15 protein-coding genes are annotated in these 18669 nt (G+C 61.3%); 8 read left to right on the top strand and 7 right to left on the bottom strand.

Annotation, left to right across the window (positions count from 1 at the left end):
- Positions 1 to 35: 35 nt before the first annotated feature.
- Positions 36 to 1043 (bottom strand): WD40 repeat domain-containing protein, encoded by a 1008-nt coding sequence (locus OP10G_RS11635; RefSeq protein ID WP_025225714.1) that lies wholly within the window; start codon positions 1041 to 1043, stop codon positions 36 to 38.
- Positions 1044 to 1205: 162 nt separating this feature from the next.
- Between OP10G_RS11635 and OP10G_RS11630 the strand changes: the two genes are divergently transcribed.
- From OP10G_RS11630 to OP10G_RS11625, 3 genes are all read left to right on the top strand, one after another.
- Positions 1206 to 3461, top strand: coding sequence for a hypothetical protein (locus OP10G_RS11630; RefSeq protein WP_025225715.1), 2256 nt, complete (start codon positions 1206 to 1208; stop codon positions 3459 to 3461).
- Between the two features lie 99 nt (positions 3462 to 3560).
- The gene (locus OP10G_RS26830) at positions 3561 to 3701 is read left to right on the top strand and encodes a hypothetical protein (RefSeq protein ID WP_158409204.1); all 141 of its coding nucleotides are present in this window, start codon (positions 3561 to 3563) and stop codon (positions 3699 to 3701) included.
- Positions 3702 to 3720: 19 nt separating this feature from the next.
- A complete protein-coding gene (locus tag OP10G_RS11625; RefSeq protein WP_025225716.1) occupies positions 3721 to 4356 on the top strand; it encodes an HAD family hydrolase in 636 nt (211 codons plus the stop codon).
- A 37-nt stretch (positions 4357 to 4393) separates the two neighbouring features.
- Here OP10G_RS11625 and OP10G_RS11620 read toward each other — a convergent pair whose 3' ends face one another.
- The 4 genes from OP10G_RS11620 to OP10G_RS11605 all read right to left on the bottom strand — a co-directional run bounded on the left by OP10G_RS11620 (position 4394) and on the right by OP10G_RS11605 (position 11530).
- Positions 4394 to 7054 (bottom strand): hypothetical protein, encoded by a 2661-nt coding sequence (locus tag OP10G_RS11620; protein ID WP_025225717.1) that lies wholly within the window; start codon positions 7052 to 7054, stop codon positions 4394 to 4396.
- A 219-nt stretch (positions 7055 to 7273) separates the two neighbouring features.
- Positions 7274 to 7666, bottom strand: coding sequence for a hypothetical protein (locus tag OP10G_RS11615; protein ID WP_025225718.1), 393 nt, complete (start codon positions 7664 to 7666; stop codon positions 7274 to 7276).
- A 338-nt stretch (positions 7667 to 8004) separates the two neighbouring features.
- Positions 8005 to 9522, bottom strand: coding sequence for a S10 family peptidase (locus OP10G_RS11610; protein WP_158409203.1), 1518 nt, complete (start codon positions 9520 to 9522; stop codon positions 8005 to 8007).
- A gap of 196 nt (positions 9523 to 9718) precedes the next feature.
- Positions 9719 to 11530 carry a CocE/NonD family hydrolase gene (locus tag OP10G_RS11605; protein WP_025225720.1) on the bottom strand — a complete coding sequence of 604 codons (1812 nt, stop codon included), beginning with the start codon at positions 11528 to 11530 and terminating at the stop codon, positions 9719 to 9721.
- 65 nt (positions 11531 to 11595) lie between these two features.
- Here OP10G_RS11605 and OP10G_RS24490 point away from each other — a divergent pair, with 65 nt between their 5' ends.
- Genes OP10G_RS24490 through OP10G_RS11580 form a run of 5 tightly spaced genes read left to right on the top strand, consistent with a single transcriptional unit; the run spans position 11596 to position 15454 of the window.
- Entirely contained in the window at positions 11596 to 12423 is an 828-nt protein-coding gene (locus OP10G_RS24490) for a carbon-nitrogen hydrolase family protein (RefSeq protein ID WP_025225721.1), read from the top strand.
- Between the two features lie 23 nt (positions 12424 to 12446).
- Positions 12447 to 13247: a phytanoyl-CoA dioxygenase family protein gene (locus OP10G_RS11595; RefSeq protein WP_025225722.1), complete on the top strand. Its 801-nt coding sequence runs from the start codon at positions 12447 to 12449 to the stop codon at positions 13245 to 13247.
- Positions 13240 to 13992: an SDR family NAD(P)-dependent oxidoreductase gene (locus tag OP10G_RS11590; RefSeq protein ID WP_038473018.1), complete on the top strand. Its 753-nt coding sequence runs from the start codon at positions 13240 to 13242 to the stop codon at positions 13990 to 13992. Before OP10G_RS11595 ends, OP10G_RS11590 begins: the two co-directional genes overlap by 8 nt.
- A gap of 4 nt (positions 13993 to 13996) precedes the next feature.
- Positions 13997 to 14776, top strand: coding sequence for a class I SAM-dependent methyltransferase (locus OP10G_RS11585; RefSeq protein ID WP_025225724.1), 780 nt, complete (start codon positions 13997 to 13999; stop codon positions 14774 to 14776).
- Positions 14777 to 14797: 21 nt separating this feature from the next.
- Positions 14798 to 15454: a CoA transferase subunit B gene (locus OP10G_RS11580; protein WP_025225725.1), complete on the top strand. Its 657-nt coding sequence runs from the start codon at positions 14798 to 14800 to the stop codon at positions 15452 to 15454.
- A gap of 37 nt (positions 15455 to 15491) precedes the next feature.
- On the opposite strand, the gene purK is transcribed toward OP10G_RS11580, so the two are convergent.
- Together purK and OP10G_RS24485 are read right to left on the bottom strand one after the other, a co-directional pair.
- The gene (gene purK / locus OP10G_RS11575; protein WP_025225726.1) at positions 15492 to 16628 is read right to left on the bottom strand and encodes a 5-(carboxyamino)imidazole ribonucleotide synthase; all 1137 of its coding nucleotides are present in this window, start codon (positions 16626 to 16628) and stop codon (positions 15492 to 15494) included.
- 567 nt (positions 16629 to 17195) lie between these two features.
- Complete coding sequence (locus OP10G_RS24485) at positions 17196 to 18554, bottom strand: serine hydrolase domain-containing protein (protein ID WP_158409202.1); 1359 nt, start codon at positions 18552 to 18554, stop codon at positions 17196 to 17198.
- Positions 18555 to 18669 lie beyond the last annotated feature (115 nt).

Here is an 18669-nt window from a genome sequence, read left to right as displayed (position 1 = left end):
GTTCGTGTGGTTCGCCGAGCGATGTTGGGTGCGGCTTAGCCGTGCAGTCCCTTCTTATGCTTCGGAGTCGGCCTCGAAGAGACGGTGGTAACGGCCGCCGACTGGGGACCGACGACGGTGTTGATCTGGAGGAACCCTTGGTCGCTGACCGTGACCAAGGACTTTCCGTCGGCGGTAAAGGCGACGGGGGAACCGACGAAGCTCTGGTTGGGAAGGTCGGCGACCTTTCTCATCGTCGTGGAGTCCCAAACCTTCACGGTTCGGTCAGTGGAGCTGGTGGCCACGAGCTTGCCGTTCGGCGAGAATGCGACCGCCATTACCCAGTCGGCATGCCCCTTCAGGGTGCCGATCTTCTTGTAGCTCTTCGTATCGGCGATCACGGTCGTGGCGTCCTTGCCGGCCGTTGCGATTCGGGTTCCCTGCGGATTGTAGGCCACGTCCATCGCGCCTTGGCTGTCGTGGCCCAAGATGAACGCGCCGACGCTGCCCGACTGGGCATCGTAGGTGCGTCCGCCGCCGGCCATCAAGATCCCGGTGGCGAAGACGAAGGGCGAGTGCGGATCAAACGCGGCCCCGTAGAAGTTGGCCCCTTTGCCGAGAACGTGCTGGCTCTCCTTGGGCCCGGGCTTCGTGAGGTTGTAGATCTTGATCTCATCGTCCTTGCCGGTACTGATGAGCAGGTTCCCCATGCTGTTGAAGCTCAGCTTTTGAATCCCTTTGGTGTGGGTCCGGTACTCGCGCACCTTCTGGCCGCTTCGGGCGTTCTCGATCCAGATGCGGGCGGTCTCGTCGCCGGTGGCGACGAAGAGTCCGTCCGGGCTCCAAGCGGCGGCATAAGCCGGCTGCAGGTGTTTGGCGAGGGTGCGAACGGTTTGCCGGGTCTTTGTATCGATAATCCGGACGGAACCGTCCTCCAGCGTCACCAGAACTTGGGAGCCGAAAGGCGAGGCGGCGTAAGCCAGGGGGCGAAGGCCTTGGATTTGCGGGCCGGGAATGACCACAGCCGGAATGCCCAGCACGAGGGCAGCGGTTAGAAACGTCATGGATCCTCCTTGAAAGACGGGTGGGGTCCCGATCCGGAGATTGGGGCCACCATTTCCCTTAACGTCAGAATGCGCCGAGAGTTACGTTTCGTGGGCCAAGGATGCGGAAAAGGCGCTCACCTTCGCAACGGAGGCACTTAACATGCGACAATGCCCGTGCCCATGAGCGAGCACGCTGAACCCGTCGTACGCTGGCATGTCCGTTACGATGCGGACGCTCCGTCGGTTGAGATCCTTCTTCCTCACACTTGGCGTCAAGACGTCGCCGTGAGCTACGAGGGGCCGGTGACCTATCGAACCACGATCGCCGTGCCGCGCGGAAAATCGCATCTTCTTTTCCACAACGTAAGTTACGCGGCCGAGGTTAGAATCGACGGCGAAACGGTTGCCTCTCACAAGGGGATCTGGGATGCCTTTGCGGTTCCGTTGGACAAATACTCGGCGAAGAAGATCGAGGTCGAGGTTTCGGTAGTCAAGAACGGAGGGCCGACCTACCCGGTCAGGGAGGTCGCCAGCGGCTTCCTGCCGTTCGTCTACCACACGTTCGGCGGCATCTTCGGCATGGTCGAGCTGGTGCGCGGGGAGCCCATTCTGCAGCGTCCCCCGCTCGCATCGCGGGTAAGGGTGGACGGGTCGAAGATTTTTGTGGACGACCGCCCATTCTACGTTCGCGGCCTCTTGCATTGGGGTTGGTATCCGGAGATCGGGCACCCGAACCCGCCAGAAGGGACGATCCGGGAAGAGGTGGCGGCGGCGAAGGCGCGCGGATTCAACCTGGTGAAGTTCTGCCTGTGGGTTCCTTCCCACCGGTACCTCGACATCCTTCGTGAAGAAGGGATGGAGGCGTGGATCGAGCTGCCGCTTTGGGATCCCTCGCCCGATCCAGCCCGGTTGGCCGAGATCGCGGAGGAGATCGAACGGGTGGTCCGGCAATACCGCCACCACGACAATATCGTCGTCTGGACGGTCGGTTGCGAGCTCAGCGCATCTACGCCGCACGAGTATCGCGCCTACCTAACCCAGCTCGTGCGGAGCCTTACCGGCTCTCCTTTGGTGAAAGACAATTCGGGCGGCGCCGAAATGTACGGCGGCGACCTTCGCGAGTACGGAGACTTGTACGACTTTCACCCGTACTGCGACCTCCCGTTCTATCCCGACGTGCTCGACTCGCTCCTCCCGGGCGCGAGGGAGCCGATGCCGACGCTCCTCGGAGAGTTCAACGACATCGACGTTCACCGCGATCTCGCCAAGATCGGAGACGAGATGCCGTACTGGGCCTCCTCGTTGCCGGAGCTAAACGATAAAGGGGTGCGATGGCAATACGATCTTCCCGCCGTCCTCTCGGAGAGCCGTTTCGCCAACCAGCCAACCAAAAGCCGCCATACGGCGCTGATGGCCAGCTCGGCGGCAAAGGCCACGTTCATTCGGAAAACGGTGCAGGAGGCGGTTCGCTCACGCGACTCGATCTCCGGGTACGTCATCACAGGATGGCGCGACACGCCGATCTCCTCGGCAGGAGTCTTCGACGACTGGGGCGACCCGCGATTTTCGCCCGCCGAGATGCTGCCCTGGAACGGAGAGACCGTCCTCTTTGCTATCCCGACTCGCCGCCCTCCGTGGGTGGATGGCGGAAACCGCTCCGGGTGGGTCGATCCTTTCAACCATTTCGCGGGCCAAGTGTTCTGGCGCATCGGCGTCCATTCCGATCACGACCTGCAGGGCGGGCTGTTCTGGCGCGTCGTTCGCGAGGATGGAAAGGTCGTGGCCCACGGGGCGGAGCGCACAAAACGCGTACCCGCCTTACATTCTCGAGAGGTGGGACAGATCGCGTGGGACGCCGAGCCGGGCGAATATACGCTCAGTGTGGAGTTTGGCGGGGCGATCAACGAATGGCCAGTCTGGGTGACGCCGAGGCTGGAAAGCTCTGAGTTTGAATCGTTTTTTCTCCACGATCAGGCTGGGCTTTTTCGGGATTTGAAGTTACGGACAGCGGAATCGCCCGACGATGCCCCGGTACTCGCCACCGGCGCGTTCGGCAAGATCGGAAGTGGGATTCTCTTCCTTACGGACATGGGCGTCAAAGCCGCCCCCTTTTGGCGGGAGGCCGCTTACGAGTTCCGTAACGACGCCTTCTGGTCGGAGGTCCCGTTTGCCGAGAAGTGGTCGCGCCTTCTCCCGGTTTCGAGCGACCGCGTGATCGATATGGGCTCCCTGGACGACTCGGAAGGTCCCTACGAGGTGCTGCTCAATCGGGTAGACGTTCGCACCTACCAAGATGCCCCGGTCCTCGTGAGGAGGGGAAATACCCTGGTGACGACCCTGCGTCCCTACGGAGGGCTCGGAACCCAACCCACTTCCCTAACCAAAAACCCCGCCGGCGTCGCCCTCTTGCGCGCGCTCGCCGCCCAGCTCTCCTGATTCCCTCTTCACGGGACGGGAGGGCCTGGCATATGGCGATTCGTGCGGACGTTGGGTAACGGGTAGGGAGCCGTTACCCGTTATAATTGGCTCTCCCCTATGGTCAAGGCCGCAATCCCCGCGAATGAGTCTCTACGGCTGGAAACGTTGGCGCAGTACCACGTGCTGGACACGCTGAACGAGCTGGATGTCAACCAGTTCAAGAACCTGAACGATACGTTCGGCCATAGCGTCGGCTAGGTCCTCTGGCGCAACCGGCATGACGAACTTCGACTCGATCGTCTTCGACTTGGACGGCACGCTCTGGGATACGACGCCCGCTTGCGCAGTCGCCTGGAACGACGTGTTGGCCAAGCACGGCATTCCCTACCGCCACATCACTGCGGATGACGTTCAACTCGTAACCGGAAAGCCGCACGACCTGTGCATCCGCGAGACGTTCTCAGACCTATCGGAGGAGCAAATCCGGCTCTTGATCGACGATACGGCGGTGGAGGACAACGCGGCGATCACGCGGCTTGGCGGCACAATTTACGAGGGGGTTACGGAAGGACTGCGGCGGTTAAAGGAGCGTTACCGGCTTTTCATCGTCAGCAACTGCCAGAGCGGTTACATCGAGACGTTTTACGCGTTCTCGAACCTCGGCGAGTTGTTCGAGGACTGCGAGTGCTTCGGCAACACCGCCGAATCCAAGGATCGAAACCTCGCACGGGTGATCCAGCGAAACGGCCTTCAGCGGCCGATCATGGTGGGCGACGCGGCCGGAGACGAAGCCGCTGCGCGAGCATGCCGGATTCCGTTCGCCTTCGTGACTTACGGATTTGGGACCTCGCTCGCTCCCGATTTCACTTACCACTCGTTCCCGGAATTGACCGGCGCGCTACTGGCGATGTAGGGTCCGCCCGGGCCACGTTGCGGGATATTTTTCAGGTCTAGTTGGCGACGTACCTAATGAAGTAAGTCGTCGAAATGTAACCATCGGAGATGGGGCGAGTGGAGTCGTAGAGGTCCGCGAAGGCGCCGTTATTGACGATAATCTTTGCTTCACTGCTGGTGAATTTGCCTAGATTCCAGGAGATATTCCATCCGGGAAGTCCTGCGAAATCCGGAGAGGTGTAAGTGTAATTGGAAAGATTTTTTCCAAGCCAACCGACGCTAGCAAAGCATGCGTGGGATACGCCCGTCCCGATGAACGTGTTTTCCAACGCCTTCAAGTTAGGGGAGAGTTCGTTCCAAGTCACCTGGCCCACCTCATGGCCCGCGGCGCCGATGCTGGAAAAGGCAAGAGGGTCCGACGGGAAGTCGAGATTAAGCTCGATATCATGCGGGGCTCCGACCGCTACCCCCGTGGACGAAACGGACCAACCGCCGAAGTCGCCGTTAAAATTCTCAGAATAATCGGTTAGCGTCGCGTAATACCGATCACCTGCATCTTGGAACGACGCCGGCAATCCATAGAACGAATAGTGCGCATCGCGCTGAGTATCGATAACACTGCTTAGGGTGCCGTTCACCGTCTGTAAGTAGGAGGAGGCGGCATACGATAACGCGAAACCGATCGAGTCGCCCGAACCCAACAGGCTGAACTCCTCGGTTGGCATCAAGAACTGAGAAGCGTCGAGGTTGATGCCGGAGATCGGAGTGCTGGAGAGGTTACGGCGAATTTCCAAGCCCTGAAACGTATTCCTTGGACCATATAGGGCCGAAACAAGATCCCAAGGGGCTTTCTTGGGCAACGAGGCCGAGAACGCGCCGTTCTTTGTTAGCGAAGAAAAACCGCGACCAAATCCCATCAGGGACACGGAGGAGCCGGTGGGTAGGTTCGACAATGACCCAGAAACCTCTCCCGTATCGTAAGTTGGGTTGTCCGCAGGAATAACGATCGCCTTGATCTCCGAGAGGGTTGCTTGGTGGATCGAAGTAACGATCTTTCCGTTGGGTTCCGCATAAACCACGGTTAGGCCATATCGACCCGATGGATCGGTGACAATCGCGACCGCGTGGTCCCCGGTTACGGGAATGGTCCGCCAGACTTGGTTTCCGTCCTGAGCGGCGGCGAAGAGTAGCGTCCGCCCCGGAGCGATGATCGAGACGATCGTATCTTGAGGCGAAGCTACCGTCAAAGTTGCCGTTACACGGATGCCTCCCGCGGTGGCGGTAAGCGTAGCGTTCTGCGTCGACACGACTCCCGCGGTGGAGACGGTGAACGTGGTGGAGACGCTTCCCACGGGCACCCGAACGGAAACGGGCGGAGTCGCGAAGCTCCGGTCACTCTGTAATGTCACGACTACCCCTCCAGCGGGAGCGGGATTGACGAGGAAGACCTTGCCCGTTGCGCTGGTTCCTCCGGTTACGATCGCCGGGTCGACAGCAACGGAGGCGACCGGCGGAGAGAGAACCGTGAGGTTCGCGCTTTTTGTTCCTCCGCCAACGGCGGTCGTGATCGCGGCCTTTCCATCCGCATCAACCGCACTCGATGTAACTGTGAAGATCCCCGACGTCGCTCCGGTAGTCAAGTGGATCGAAGCCGGCGTTTGGGCATAGCTCTTGTCGCAGGAAAGGGCGATATCGATTCCTCCCGCGGGAGCGGCTCCGGTAAGCGTGACGGTCGCTTTAGAGGAGGTGCCTCCGGTAACTGAGGTAGGGGCTAAGGTCAGCGAGGCGGGAGTTGGCGGGTTGACGATGACCGTGGCGGCAACTGGCGATCCACTTGTCTTGGCCGTCACACGAGCAAGTTGTTGCGACGCCAAGGCGATCGTCGTGGCGTTAAACGTCGCCTGCGTACTGCCCGAAGGAATGGTGACCGTGAGCGGCGCTTTGACGGCGGAATTCTCGCTCCACACTCGAACGTCGACCCCCGGGGCCCCGGCGGGCGCGTCGATCGTAACGGTGCCTACGGTCCCGGCGCCGCCAACGACAACACCGGGCGAGAAGGAGAGGGCGGTAACCGCGGCGGGGTTCACGAAAAGCGGCCGACTGGCGGAGGAAGCGCCCAAGGTCGCGGTGACGATAGCAAACTTACTGGTCGCCACGGAATCGGTAGGAATGCTGAAAGTGGCAGAACCGTTGCCCGCGGCTACCATAACATTTGCAGGGACATGGGCGAACGCACCTGAACTCGTCAAGGCAACGGTCAGGCCACCTGCCGGCGCCGTCCCGGCTAGGTTGACCTTTCCTTGTACGGCTGCACCGCCGATCGCCGGGTTCGGCGTGAGTTCCACGTTTCTGATGGACGCACTCAGGACGGTCATCACGGCGGTCGCCGTTCCAGAGGCGGTGGCGGTCAGGGTAGCGGTGTCGGTAGAAGACAAAGGGCTCGTCTTAACGGTGAACTTAGCGGAGGTTTGACCGGCGACGACTCGGACGAGGCTAGGAACCTGAACGAAAGCTTTATCGCTGGAGACAGACACCAGCCGTCCGTTGCCGGTGGCGGCAGAGGTAAGAGTCACGACGCCCCGGGAGGAGTAACCACCAGGTACGCTCGGCGGCTCCAACACCAAGCTCGAAACCGATTGCGCGGTGGCAAGCCCGGGAAGGACAATCAGCAGGAGAATCCCCAGGAGGCTCAGGAAGCGGAAAGAAGGTTTCGACATTGAAAACTTAGGCGTGCTACCAGGCATGGAACTCCGCGCGAAGGCTAGACACGATTGGGGGAAGTCAGAGCCGCGAAGTCCATTGTGTACGCCTCTATCCAAAGTAGGATAGAAGCAAGTGGTTGCCTAGCAAAAATGCCGAGATTTTGCGCAATCGAGGAAGCCCGAGAACCGCCATTTGCCGGCAAGTTCGCGGGAATGAAAGCGCCGGGGCGAAGTCTAATTTTTCGTCAGCGTGTAGGTGGCCGTAGTGTTCAAACCATTGAAGGTCAGATGCAAGGTCAACTGACCGTTCCCTTTGTCGACGGTGCCGGTAAATCCCTTTTCTTGCTGCGCATCTTCGAGGACCGAACCGGAAATAGTCGAGTCGATGATTCGACCCACGAAAAGACCGTGCCGGTTGGAAGCCGCACTATTGACCGTGGTCCCTGAGACCCGGTTTCCGGAATAAATCGTAACGTCGACGGTTCCGGCGCCAACCCCTTCGGCGGAAAAGCTTCCGGAATAGTGGCCCTCTAGAGAGTTGGAATCAGAGCCGCCGCCCCCGCCTCCTCCGCAACCGGCGAGACAGACCGTAAACAGGGCGAACTTCAGCATCCGTGCATCGTTCATAACGTATCCATTCTAGCGAAATCTCCACTGCGGGTCTAGTCTTTTTACTAGCCTTCTCGGGCGCGAATCACAAATGGAGCGCGAGCTTTTAGCTCGCATGCGGAGTCGACTTTAGTCGATGCCCGGAGGGCCAAATGCCGGAAGCGCGCATGCCGACTGTCCGCCAGTCAGATTTCACCCGTAGCCCGTGGCTTTAGCCGCGCTCCAAGGTTCTGCCGGGGATAAATCCCCGGGCTACGGTTGTCGATGCTCGGTGGTCCAATTCCCCGGGCAGCAAGGACACCCAAATCCTCGCAGAATGAGACCCTCCACATAAGAGAGTGGAGGGTAACGGTCCGCTATCGTCCGCTTAGGCAGTCGGCTTCGAATTTGGCCACATCGTCGTGGAGCTTCTTGCGGGAGCTCTTTTCGATGTACATCATGTGGCCCGCCGGGTAGTACTGGAACGAGACGTGCGAGCGGGTCACCGGGTCGAGTCCCATGTGGTTGACGGTGTAGATCGTGCCGTTAAGCGGACAGGCGAGATCGTAGTACCCGCAGCAGTAGAGCGCTCGGAAGTGCTGATTCCGCGCCAGCACGCTTCGGAGGTCCGATGCGGTTTCGGCATAGCTACCCTCCGGCTCCGCCCAAGGACGTACGTTGCCGGAGTTGAGATACGGGAGGTCGGTCTTGATCGCGAGATCGTTCTGGAGGTAGTCGTTGAGCGAGGAGGTGAATGGAGCGGTCGTGGCATCGTCGCTCGGGTCGCCGGATCCGCGCTCGCCGACGAGCAGCTCTTCCTTTCCGGTAAGCCGGCCGTCGTATCGTCCGATCGTCAGCCCTTCGTCCCGCAGCAGCTCGCGGAACATCTGGCGCTCGGTGACGCGGAGGTTGGCGCCGAGGCAATACTTCTTGCTAATCCCGAGATACTCCGACATCTTGTCGGCGATATGCTCCTTCTCCTTGGGGCTCAGGCTGTCGCCGCGCTGAAGGGCGGGAGCGTACTCCTTGTCGATCCAGTCCTGGGTTTCTCGAACGACGCTCGCGACGTCCTTGAACCTCGGCGCGAGCTTGTGGTGGTACCACGCGCACGCGGCCATCGATGGGAAGAAGCTAATGTAGGTGGAGTCGTTGCCGCGCATGCCGTCCAGCGTCATGAAGTTGCTGGTCCCTGAGATGCTCACGAACCCGTTCAGCGCCACTCCGGAGCGGAAGAGGGCGTTGCTGAGGCCCGAACCACGGATGCCGCCATAGCTCTCGCCGGCCACGAAGAGCGGGGAGCGCCAGCGCTTGTGCGACGTGAGCCAGTTCCGGATAAACGAGCTGAAAGCGGCGATATCCGGCTGGAGTCCAAAATACTTGGACGCGAGGTCCGGTCGGGCAATGCGGCTGTAACCGGTGCCGGGAGCGTCGATGACCACCACGTCGGTGAAGTCGAGCCACGAGTCCATGTTGTCGACGGCCTCGTACGGCGGGTTTGGCAGGGTCCCGTCGTCGTTCATCGGCGCCCGCTTGGGCCCGAGGGAACCCATGTGGAGCCACAAAGTGGCGCTTCCCGGACCGCCGTTGAAGGCGAACGTGACCGGCCGGTTATGCGCCTCGGCGCCATCCTTGGTGTAGGCGACGTAAAACATCCGGCACTCGACCTCGCCCGCTTCGTTTCGGAGCGGAATCTGGGCCGCGGTGGCCGTGTAGGTCACCGCGCCACTCGGAAGGGTGAGCGTGTGATGAGTCACCGAGGGAGCGATCTCGATCGCGGGTACGACCGGGGAGGCGTCGGCCACCGGCGGTCGCGTTTGGCTCCGAGGTCCCGTCTGAGGGTTCTGCCCCGGCCCCTGGGCCAACATCACGGCGAAAAAAGGAATGAGGCTAAGCACGGAAAGAGCATAACGCACGAGCCGCATTTCCGAACGTGCCACTGGCATCTTGCCAGTGGGTCCCAGGGGGATCCTGCCCCTGGCCCTTTTCCAATGGCCACGAGGGCCGTCGGGTTCATCGGCTGGGAGCCGATGCTACGTTCACACGACCAGGATGGTCGTGATACACACGGGCTGGAAGCCCGTGCCACGGGGGCTACAAGGTGCCGAAGGAGACCGACGAGGGGTGGGCGGGGTCGTGGTGGAGGGTGATGGTGGCGGGTTGGAAGTCGGACGTCGTGGCTTGATAGATGTCCATGAATCGGTTCGGATTGCGGTCGACCAGAGGGAACCAGGAGCTTTGGACTTGGACCATGATGCGGTGGCCAGCCTTGAAGGTGTGGAGGACGTCGTTCATCCGGAAGTGCACGCGGGTTGACTGGCCCGGGACAAACGGCTCAGGCTTCTCGAGCGAATTCCGGAACTTGCCGCGCATGATGTCGCCGCGAAGAAGCTGCTCGTAGCCCGCCATCGGACGGCCGCGGGACGAAACATCCGTCGAATCAGCGGGCCATACGTCAATCACCTTCACCACGAAATCGGCGTCGGTTCCGGTCGTCGAGGCCCAGAGGTCGACGTCGACCGGACCGGCAACCGTCAGATCCCGAGCTAGCACCGGGCCCTTATAGGTGGCGACATCCGAACGCTTCTCGGCCCATCGCTGGTCGTCCACCATGTAGGTGGCGGGACGTTCTTTCGAGGAGAGATCCGCGATGTACGGGGTCGGCCGGGCTGGATCGTTCTCATACGAATCCGCGCCCTCTGTACCCGGCGCGGATTCCGTCAGCGTATGTCCTTCGCCCAGATAGACGGAATATTTGCCCAGGCCGGCGGGCGGCCATTGGGTGAACGTGCGCCATCGGTTAGCACCGGTTTGGAAAATCGTCGCCTCCGCGGGCGGAGGTACTTCTTGGCCGCGAAGATACCGCTCGAAGAACGGAAATTCGACATTCTCGCGATACCACTGGCTGGTCGCCATGCCGTAAGAGAGATCTCCGAACGCGGTTCCCTCTCCCTCGGCCCACATCCCGTGGTACCACGGGCCCATCACAAGGAAGTTGGGGATTCCGGGGTTCTGGCGCTCGGTCGCGGCGTAGGTATTCAGCGCGCCCCACATGTCCTCGGCGTCGAAGAGGCCGCCGACGGTTAGGACGGCGCACTTCACGTTCTTCATGTGAGGCGGCAAGGCTCGATCTTTCCAGTAATCGTCGTAAGTGCCGTGTCGGGCGACTTCGTTCCAGTACGGGATTCTTCCCTTGAAATACTTCTTCTCGATTTCCGCGAGCGATCCGCCCTGCAGGAAGAAATCGTAGGCCGAGCGACCGCCGCGGTCGATCTTGAGTCCGGGGTGGTCTCGCTCCAATGACTTGTGGGGCATATCGAACCACGCCCCGAAATCGAAGTTGTCCTGCAGGAAAAACGCCCCGTTGTGGTGCACGTCGTCCCCCACGAACCAGTCGCTCACCGGCGCCTGCGGCGATACCGCCTTCAGGGCCGGGTGGGTGTCGATGGCCCCGGCGGCGGCGTAAAACCCGGGGTAGGAAATCCCCCAAAGCCCGACCGCTCCGTTGTTTCCCGGCACATGCTTCACCAGGTAATCGACGGTGTCCCAGGTATCGGTGCTCTCATCGGTCCCGACCGTCGCGTCCTTCCGTATCGGGCGGACGTTCTCGTACGTTCCGCCGCTCATGTATTGACCACGGACATCTTGGTAGGCGAAGATGTAGCCCTTTTGACGCATGCGGGGCGAGCCCAAGAAATCATCCTTATTCGCTGGGCCGTAAGGTCCGGCAGAGTAAGGGGTGCGCTCCAACAGAATCGGGTGCCGGCCTGCAACCTGCTTGGGAATGTAGACGGAAGTGTAAAGCTTGACCCCGTCCCGCATTGGAATATTGAATTCGAACTTTGCGTACTGAACCGGCGTCTGTGCCCGGATCAGGAGCAAGGCGAGGAAAGTGGGGATGGCCATCGATTTGTCTAGATTAGCAGTCGAGCGAAACCCTCGGCTTCCGACTGCAAGGATGAATTGATTTGATGCTTACACTTCTTTCGACGTTTCTTATCGCCCAGTCCGCGACGGTCAAAGTGGCGGCGATCCAATGTTCGTCGGTGATGGGCGAAGTCGAGGCGAATCGGAAGAAGCTGCTGGGTTTGGTGGAGCAAGCCGCCAAGAACGGAGCCAAGATCGTGGTTCTGCCCGAGGCATCGATCACGGGCTACCTCTCGCAGGACCTGCGAACGAACTGGCATCTGGACGGCTGGCCGATCGAGCCGTCCTTTCGAGGCCGAGATCCCGAACAGTTTGCCGAGGCAGTGGACGGCGAATCCACGAAGCAATTCGCCGCCGCCGCCAAGCGTCTCGGCATCTACGTCACCGTCCCGTTCGTGGAGAAGGATGGAGCGAAGTATTACAACACGGTCTGCCTCGCGGCTCCGACGGGAAAGATCGTGGCGCACTATCGCAAGCTGACGCCCTGGCCGGTCCCGGAGAAGAGCTGGGCGACGAAGGGAGATCGAGACGTCCAGACGTACGACACGGAATACGGCCGCGTCGGCTTGGCGATCTGTTTCGACATCCACACCATCCTCGACCGTCTCAAGCCGAAGAAAATCTGGGCGCTGCTCTATCCGATCGCCTGGGTCTCGCCCAGCCATCCCGCCGACTGGTTTTGGCATATCCTGCCCGGGCGGTTAAGGGCGTACGGTCATTACGTCGTGGGCGCAAACTGGAGCGTCGACGAACCCCAGCCGTGGTTCGGGTACGGATTCTCGACGATTTATTCGCCGAAGGGAGAGATCCTGGCGACCTCCCACTCTCTGTACGGAAACGACATCCTTTATGCGGATTTGAAACGCGCCTAACATGATAAAGTGTGCCCAGAATCATGAGCGTGACCCAAGACTTCCGCTATCTACAGCACACCTTTGGCCTCAACCAAGTCGCCGAAATGGCCCAGGCGATCCACGACGACGGCTTCGCTTTGATCCCGAACGTCCTTTCGTCTGAGCTGGTGGCGCAGGCACGGGAGAAGATCGACGGACTTAAGCCGTTCGGCTTCGACTCGGAGGGGATCAACGACCATTACAAGTGCGTCTTCAACCGCGACCCGTTCTGGCTGCAGTTCATCGACTGGCCTGGCGTTATCGACCTCGCGGAGGCGACGATGGGGAGCGAGTGCCACATTATCGGGCAGACGGCTTGGCGCAGTCACCCAGGTCACAACGGGTGGTCGCCGCACACCGACCGCGTCTTTGTGGAAGTGCCCGAAGACATGGCCGAGGACCCTCGCTTCAAGCTGCCGATCTACCTCTGCACCGCCCACTTCTACCTCAGCGACATCGACGAGGAGCTGTGTCCGACCTATGTGATTCCGGGCAGCCACAAATCGGGTCAAGCCCTTACTTGGGGGAAAGACAAGGACCCGGAGTACAAGGGGCGGAAGCTCGAGCCGGTGTTGTGCAAAGCGGGCGACGTCCTTTTTTTCCGAAGCGAGATTTGGCATACCGGGAGCGAAAACAAGTCGGATCGGATTCGTCACCTGCTCCAAGTCCACTACTCGCACCGGTTCATTGCCCAACAGTTCTCGCCGTTCATGAGTTGGCAATTTAATCCCGAGGTCTTGGCAGCGGCGAACCCTCGACAGCTCCGTTTGATGGGTGACCACAAAAGAGCCGCTTATGATTAGCCTGGCCGGCCGGCACATCTTTATCGCCGGCGGCAGCCGCGGTATCGGGGCGGCATCTGCCAGGATGGCGGCGCAAGCCGGAGCCGCTGTCAGCGTCAACTACCTTTCGAACCGCGAAGCCGCGGATCGGACGGTGGAGGACGTCCGCGCGTCGAGCGGCAAAGGATTCGCCGTCCAGGCGGACATCTCAGAGGACGGCGCCATGGACGCGGCGGTCGACGCGGCGGTGGCGGAGCTTGGCCCGCTGAGCGGCTTGGTCGTCTCCGCGGGGGTCTTCGAAGGGTGTTACTTGCCCGAGATGACCGCCGAGTTCTGGGATCGAACGATGTCGGTGAACGTACGCGGCACCTTTCTGGCCGTGCGCGCGGCCGCTCGGCATATGAGGACCGCGGGCGGAAGCATCGTCATCTACACCTCCACCGCCGGCCAGCGCGGCTCCGCCGAGTATTCGGCTTACGCCACCTCGAAGGGGGCGCAGATCATGTTCATGCGCTCCATGGCCAAGGAGTTGGCGCCTGATCAGATCCGGGTGAACTGCATCGCCCCGGCTTGGACGGACACCGACATGGCCGCTCCCAGCTTCGACATTCTCGGACGCGATAACGTAGCCGCCAGCTTTCCTCTCGGCCGGATAGGCCGCCCAGAAGATGTAGCGGGGGCGACCGTGTTCCTTCTCTCCGACCTAGCCTCGTTCATCACCGGCAGCACGATCACCGTCGATGGCGGCATGGATATGCGAGGCTAACGCCATGGACGAAAGGTATTCGTTGGCGACCGGCGCGCCGGGCAGGCGCCGGCTCGAGATCCTTAACGAGGCGATGTGGCCGCGTTCGCGGCGATTGCTTCGGGCGGCGGGGCTGCGGAAGGGGATGTCGTTCCTCGACGTCGGTTGTGGAGTCGGGGCGCTTACCGCCCGCGTCGCGGAATTGGGAGTCGACGCGATGGGGGTCGACGCGAACGAGGGATTTATCCAGGCCGCTCGCCATCGGCATCCGAGCATCCGGTTCGAGCGGATAGACGTTCGCGATCTAGCTTTCATCGAACGGAAGTTCGACCTCGTCTACGCCCGGTATCTGCTTTCCCATCTCGCCGATCCAGCGGCCGCGATCGCTTCCATGATCGCGGCCACCAAGCCGGGTGCACGGGTCGTGCTCGAGGACATCGACTTCGACCTGCACGTCGCCGAGCCGCGAACGGCGGCGTTTGATCGCTATCTGGAATGGTACGAGGTAGTGGTGCGCCGTCGCGGAGGGGACCCATACCTGGGACGAAAGCTGTACCGGCTTGCCCTCGACGCGGGCCTCGATCCGGTAAGGGCGGACGTTCAAATCACTCTCTTACCGGAAGGAGAGACGAAGCGGATCAGCAGCCTCACGCTCGATGGGATTAAAGAAGCGCTCGTCGCGGAAGGAATGGCAAGCGCCGAAGAGATAGAAAAGGTGCTCGCCGAACTTCTAGAGCTCGAAGACGACCAGAAGTCGCTCATCAGCGGGGCCGGGACCCACCAAGTGTGGGGCCGGGTGAGATAACCTCAAGTAAGGAACGACCTCATGCCACTCAGCCGCGATCAATTGGCCCAGCGAGCCGCGCTAGAATTGCGCGACGGATTCTACGTCAACCTCGGGATCGGAATCCCAACCCTCGTCGCGAACTTCATTCCAGAGGGGATGAACGTTGTGTTGCAGAGTGAAAACGGGATGCTTGGTCTCGGCCCATTCCCTTACGAGGGGGAGGAGGACCCGGACCTTATCAATGCCGGCAAGCAAACCGTCACGGCGATTCCCGGCACCGCGTTCTTCTCCAGCGCCGATTCGTTCGCGATGATTCGCGGCGGCCACATCGACCTATCGATCTTGGGCGCCATGGAAGTAAGCGAGCAAGGCGACCTCGCAAACTGGATGATCCCCGGCAAGATGGTGAAGGGGATGGGGGGCGCCATGGACCTGGTCGCCGGCGTCCAGCGGGTCGTAGTCGTGATGGAGCACACCAACAAAGCCGGCGAGAGCAAGGTGCTCAAAGAGTGCCGCTTGCCCTTGACCGGCAAGGCGTGCGTCGACCTGATCATCACCGATCTGTGCGTCTTCGACGTGACCGAACTCGGACTCGTACTCCGTGAGCTCGCCCCCGGAGTCACCGAAGAAGAAATCCGCGCCAAGACCGAGGCCGCGTTCGCCGTATCGCCTGAACTCTCAACCGTCCCGGTGTAGCGCCGCCTTGGGAGTGCGCGACCTCGGTCGCGCTTTTCTACAGGGTCCAGGCTTCGTAGAACGCCCGCCGAATCTCACGTAGGCGATCCAGATTAGATTCCCCAGGCCGGGCGACGAGGTTGATGTGGCCCATCTTTCGCCCAGGCTTGGACTCGGTTTTGCCGTACCAGTGGACTCGGGCTCCCGGATATCGCTCAAGAGCGGCTTGGACTCCGCGTCGATAGTCGCCGGCGGAGGGTTGACCGAGGAGGTTCGCCATGTAAACCGAGTTCCCCGCCGGCCCCTCCTCAATCGGCAGTCCGGCGACGAGGCGGACATGGTAATCGAACTGACTCTGCTCGCCCCAGTCGAGGGTGTAGTGGCCGGTGTTGTGGGGGCGGGGGGCGATTTCGTTGACCAAGAGGCGTCCATCGGCCGTCTCGAACAGCTCCACGCCGAACAGTCCGTATCCACCAACCGCCCGGATCGCGGCGACCGCGGTTTCGGTTCCGTCGGCTTGGCCGTACTCCCCGAAATGGCTCGGGAAGGTGAAGTCGCAGACATGGTTTGTCTGGATCGTCTCGACCGTGTGGAGCGCCACTTGGACGCGGCTATCGACCGCCACCATCACCGCCAACTCGCGGCGAAACGGCACGAACTCCTCCGCTAACCAGCCTCCGCCTTCCCAAAGCGGGCGATGTTGCTCCAGCTCCTCCGGCGTCTTCGCGTAACGCGTTCCCTTCCCGTCGTAACCGCCGAATCTCGCCTTGAGAACCATCGGGAAGCCGATTTCCGCGATGGCTTTCTTGCCCCCGTCGTCCATCGGTACGGCACGGGGCGAAGCGACACCCGCCGCGATCAGCGCCTGCCTCTGGAGCAACTTATCTTGAATGGTCGCCAGCGTGTCGATGCCGGGAATAACGACTTCCTCATTGCGCCCGCTTAACTGAACCGCTTCCCGAATCGCGGCGGCGGGAATGAATTCGTTCTCCAGCGTCACCCGCTCACACCGGTTGAGAATCTCGGCGATCTTCGACGGATCGCTCAGGCTCCCTTGAACGCTTTCCGCAATCTGCGATGCCGGCGTATCCGCGCCCGGATCCAGGGAAAGGCACTTGAAACCCATCCTCTGGGCCGCCTGGATCGACATCCGGGCAAGCTGCCCGCCCCCAAGAAAACCGAGGTCGAACGTCATTCGGGAGAGGATACCGGGGGGAAGGTGTGGACTGTGGCGTGTGGCTTGTGGACTGAAGGGAATTGAGCGGTGGGCGTCGGGCGGTGGGCGTTAAGGCGGTGGACGCCAAGAAGCACTCAGACGAAGTCCGAAGTGCCTATATCTATCAACCTCGTAGATTCACCGCCGGCACTCTGCTTCGAAAGGCGTCGCATTGTATACCGAGGGTGCCGCGATCGAGGTGCGCGCAAATACGCATCCCGAGGCAGCCCCAAGGGGACGATATCTCAAAAGCGAAAGGCGCAACGAAGCGGAGCCCTGGTAAGGAAGCCGACCACCCTCCGAGCCCTGAACGCCGCGAATGGGGCTTACCTTACGAAGCACCCGTTACCTTCAAAGGTGCCTCCTACCGTAAGTCCGCCTCCAGCGCTGAAGGCGCGACATCCTACAGCCCGGGGCGTGAGCCCTGGGTAAAAGCCGACCAACCCACCGAGCCCTGAAAGCGGCGATATCTGTCCAGCGCTATCAGGGGTCCTCGGACCCGCCGAATTCGCACGCAAGGGTCTCCGCTAGAGGGGTCCAAATCGCCTAAACCGGATCGGCCTTCAGATAGATCTGGGCCAGCTTGCCTTCTTTGGACACGAGCAAGAACGCCGAAAGGGTCCGGCGGTCGTTCTTTAGGCGGTAGACGAGCATGGTGTCGTCGCCTTGCTTCGATTCCGCCGAGTAGTTGAGCTGCTCGATCTTCGTGAAGTCACGGAACTGGGGAAACATCTTCGCCCGGGCGGTTTGGAGCGGAGCGATCAGCTCCGGCTCCATCGAAGCCGGGTCGGCGGTTCCGGCGCCGAGCTTTTCCAGCGTTTCCCGGACCCGCTTGGTTCGGTCCGGAATCGGGTCCTTGGTTTCCTTCGGGATCTCGGGCACCAGAGCCGAGTCGTACGCTTCGGCGACGCGGCGGCTGATGACCTCGGGAGCGCCGCTATACAGGTTCGTGAGAACCACGACGGTGACGTGAGGGTCCTCGTACCGGGTAATGCACGCGCCGTAACCCACGCTGGCGCCGGGGTGGTAAACGGACGGCTTCGTACCGGGGGAGCTTAGCATCCAGCCCATACCGTAATAGCGGACGCGCCCGCTGTTCAACTTGCCGGGGCTCCAGAGAAGCCGGTAGCTCTCGGGTTTGAGAAGCTTGCGCTCGAGCAGAGCGGCGTCCCACTTGGCAAGATCCTCTACATTCGACATGAGGGTTCCGTCGGATTGCACGGACGTCCCCTTCATCCCTTCTACCCGAAGCATGGGCGCTCCCGGCTGCGGAAGGTAACCATGCGAGCGGCGCGGAATCACGTCGTTCACGTTCTCGAACCTCGTGTGGTCCATCCCGAGCGGCTTCAAAACTCGCTCGGTCATGACCTCGGTATACGGCTTGCCCGCCACCTTCTCGATCACCCAGCCTAGAAGGGCGAAATTAGTGTTGCTGTAAGCCCAGGTCTCCCCTGGCTGGAAGTCGAGCGGCAGCGGGGTGACCCCTTTCATCCACTTGTCGCGGTCGAAATCGTCCATCAGCCCGATGCCGGGGACGGTGACATATTCGGGAAGGCCCGAGTTCTGGTTGAGCATGTGGCGGATCGTGACCTTGCTCCAGGTGGCCGGCGTACCCTCGATGTATTTGGAGATCGGATCGTCCAATCCGATCTTCCCCTCCTCCACCAGCATGAGGGTCAGGAAAGCCGTGAACTGCTTGGTCATCGAGCCGATTTCGTACAGGTCATCCGCCTGTGCCGGCGCATTCAGCTCGATATCGGCCAGCCCATACGCCTGTTTCCGCACTAGCTTTCCGTCTCGAATGATGCCAAGCGAAAGCCCAGGAATCCCCGCCCGCTTCATCTCGCGGTTAACGACATCGTCCACGCCGTCGGCGCGGGCAGCGAGGGGGAGAAGAGGAAGCAAGAGAATAGGCAAGCACGAAAACTTCACGGCGTTTACCCTTACGGGGAAAACCACGAAAGCGGTTCCCCGGAGCGCGGACGTCCCGTCCGCCCCTCGGACCCCGGGCGTCCCGCCC

This window comes from Fimbriimonas ginsengisoli Gsoil 348 (assembly GCF_000724625.1).
Classification (GTDB): Bacteria; Armatimonadota; Fimbriimonadia; order Fimbriimonadales; family Fimbriimonadaceae; genus Fimbriimonas; species Fimbriimonas ginsengisoli.
Note: the sequence above shows the minus strand (reverse complement) of the source record. Positions and strands in the feature narration are given on the sequence as shown.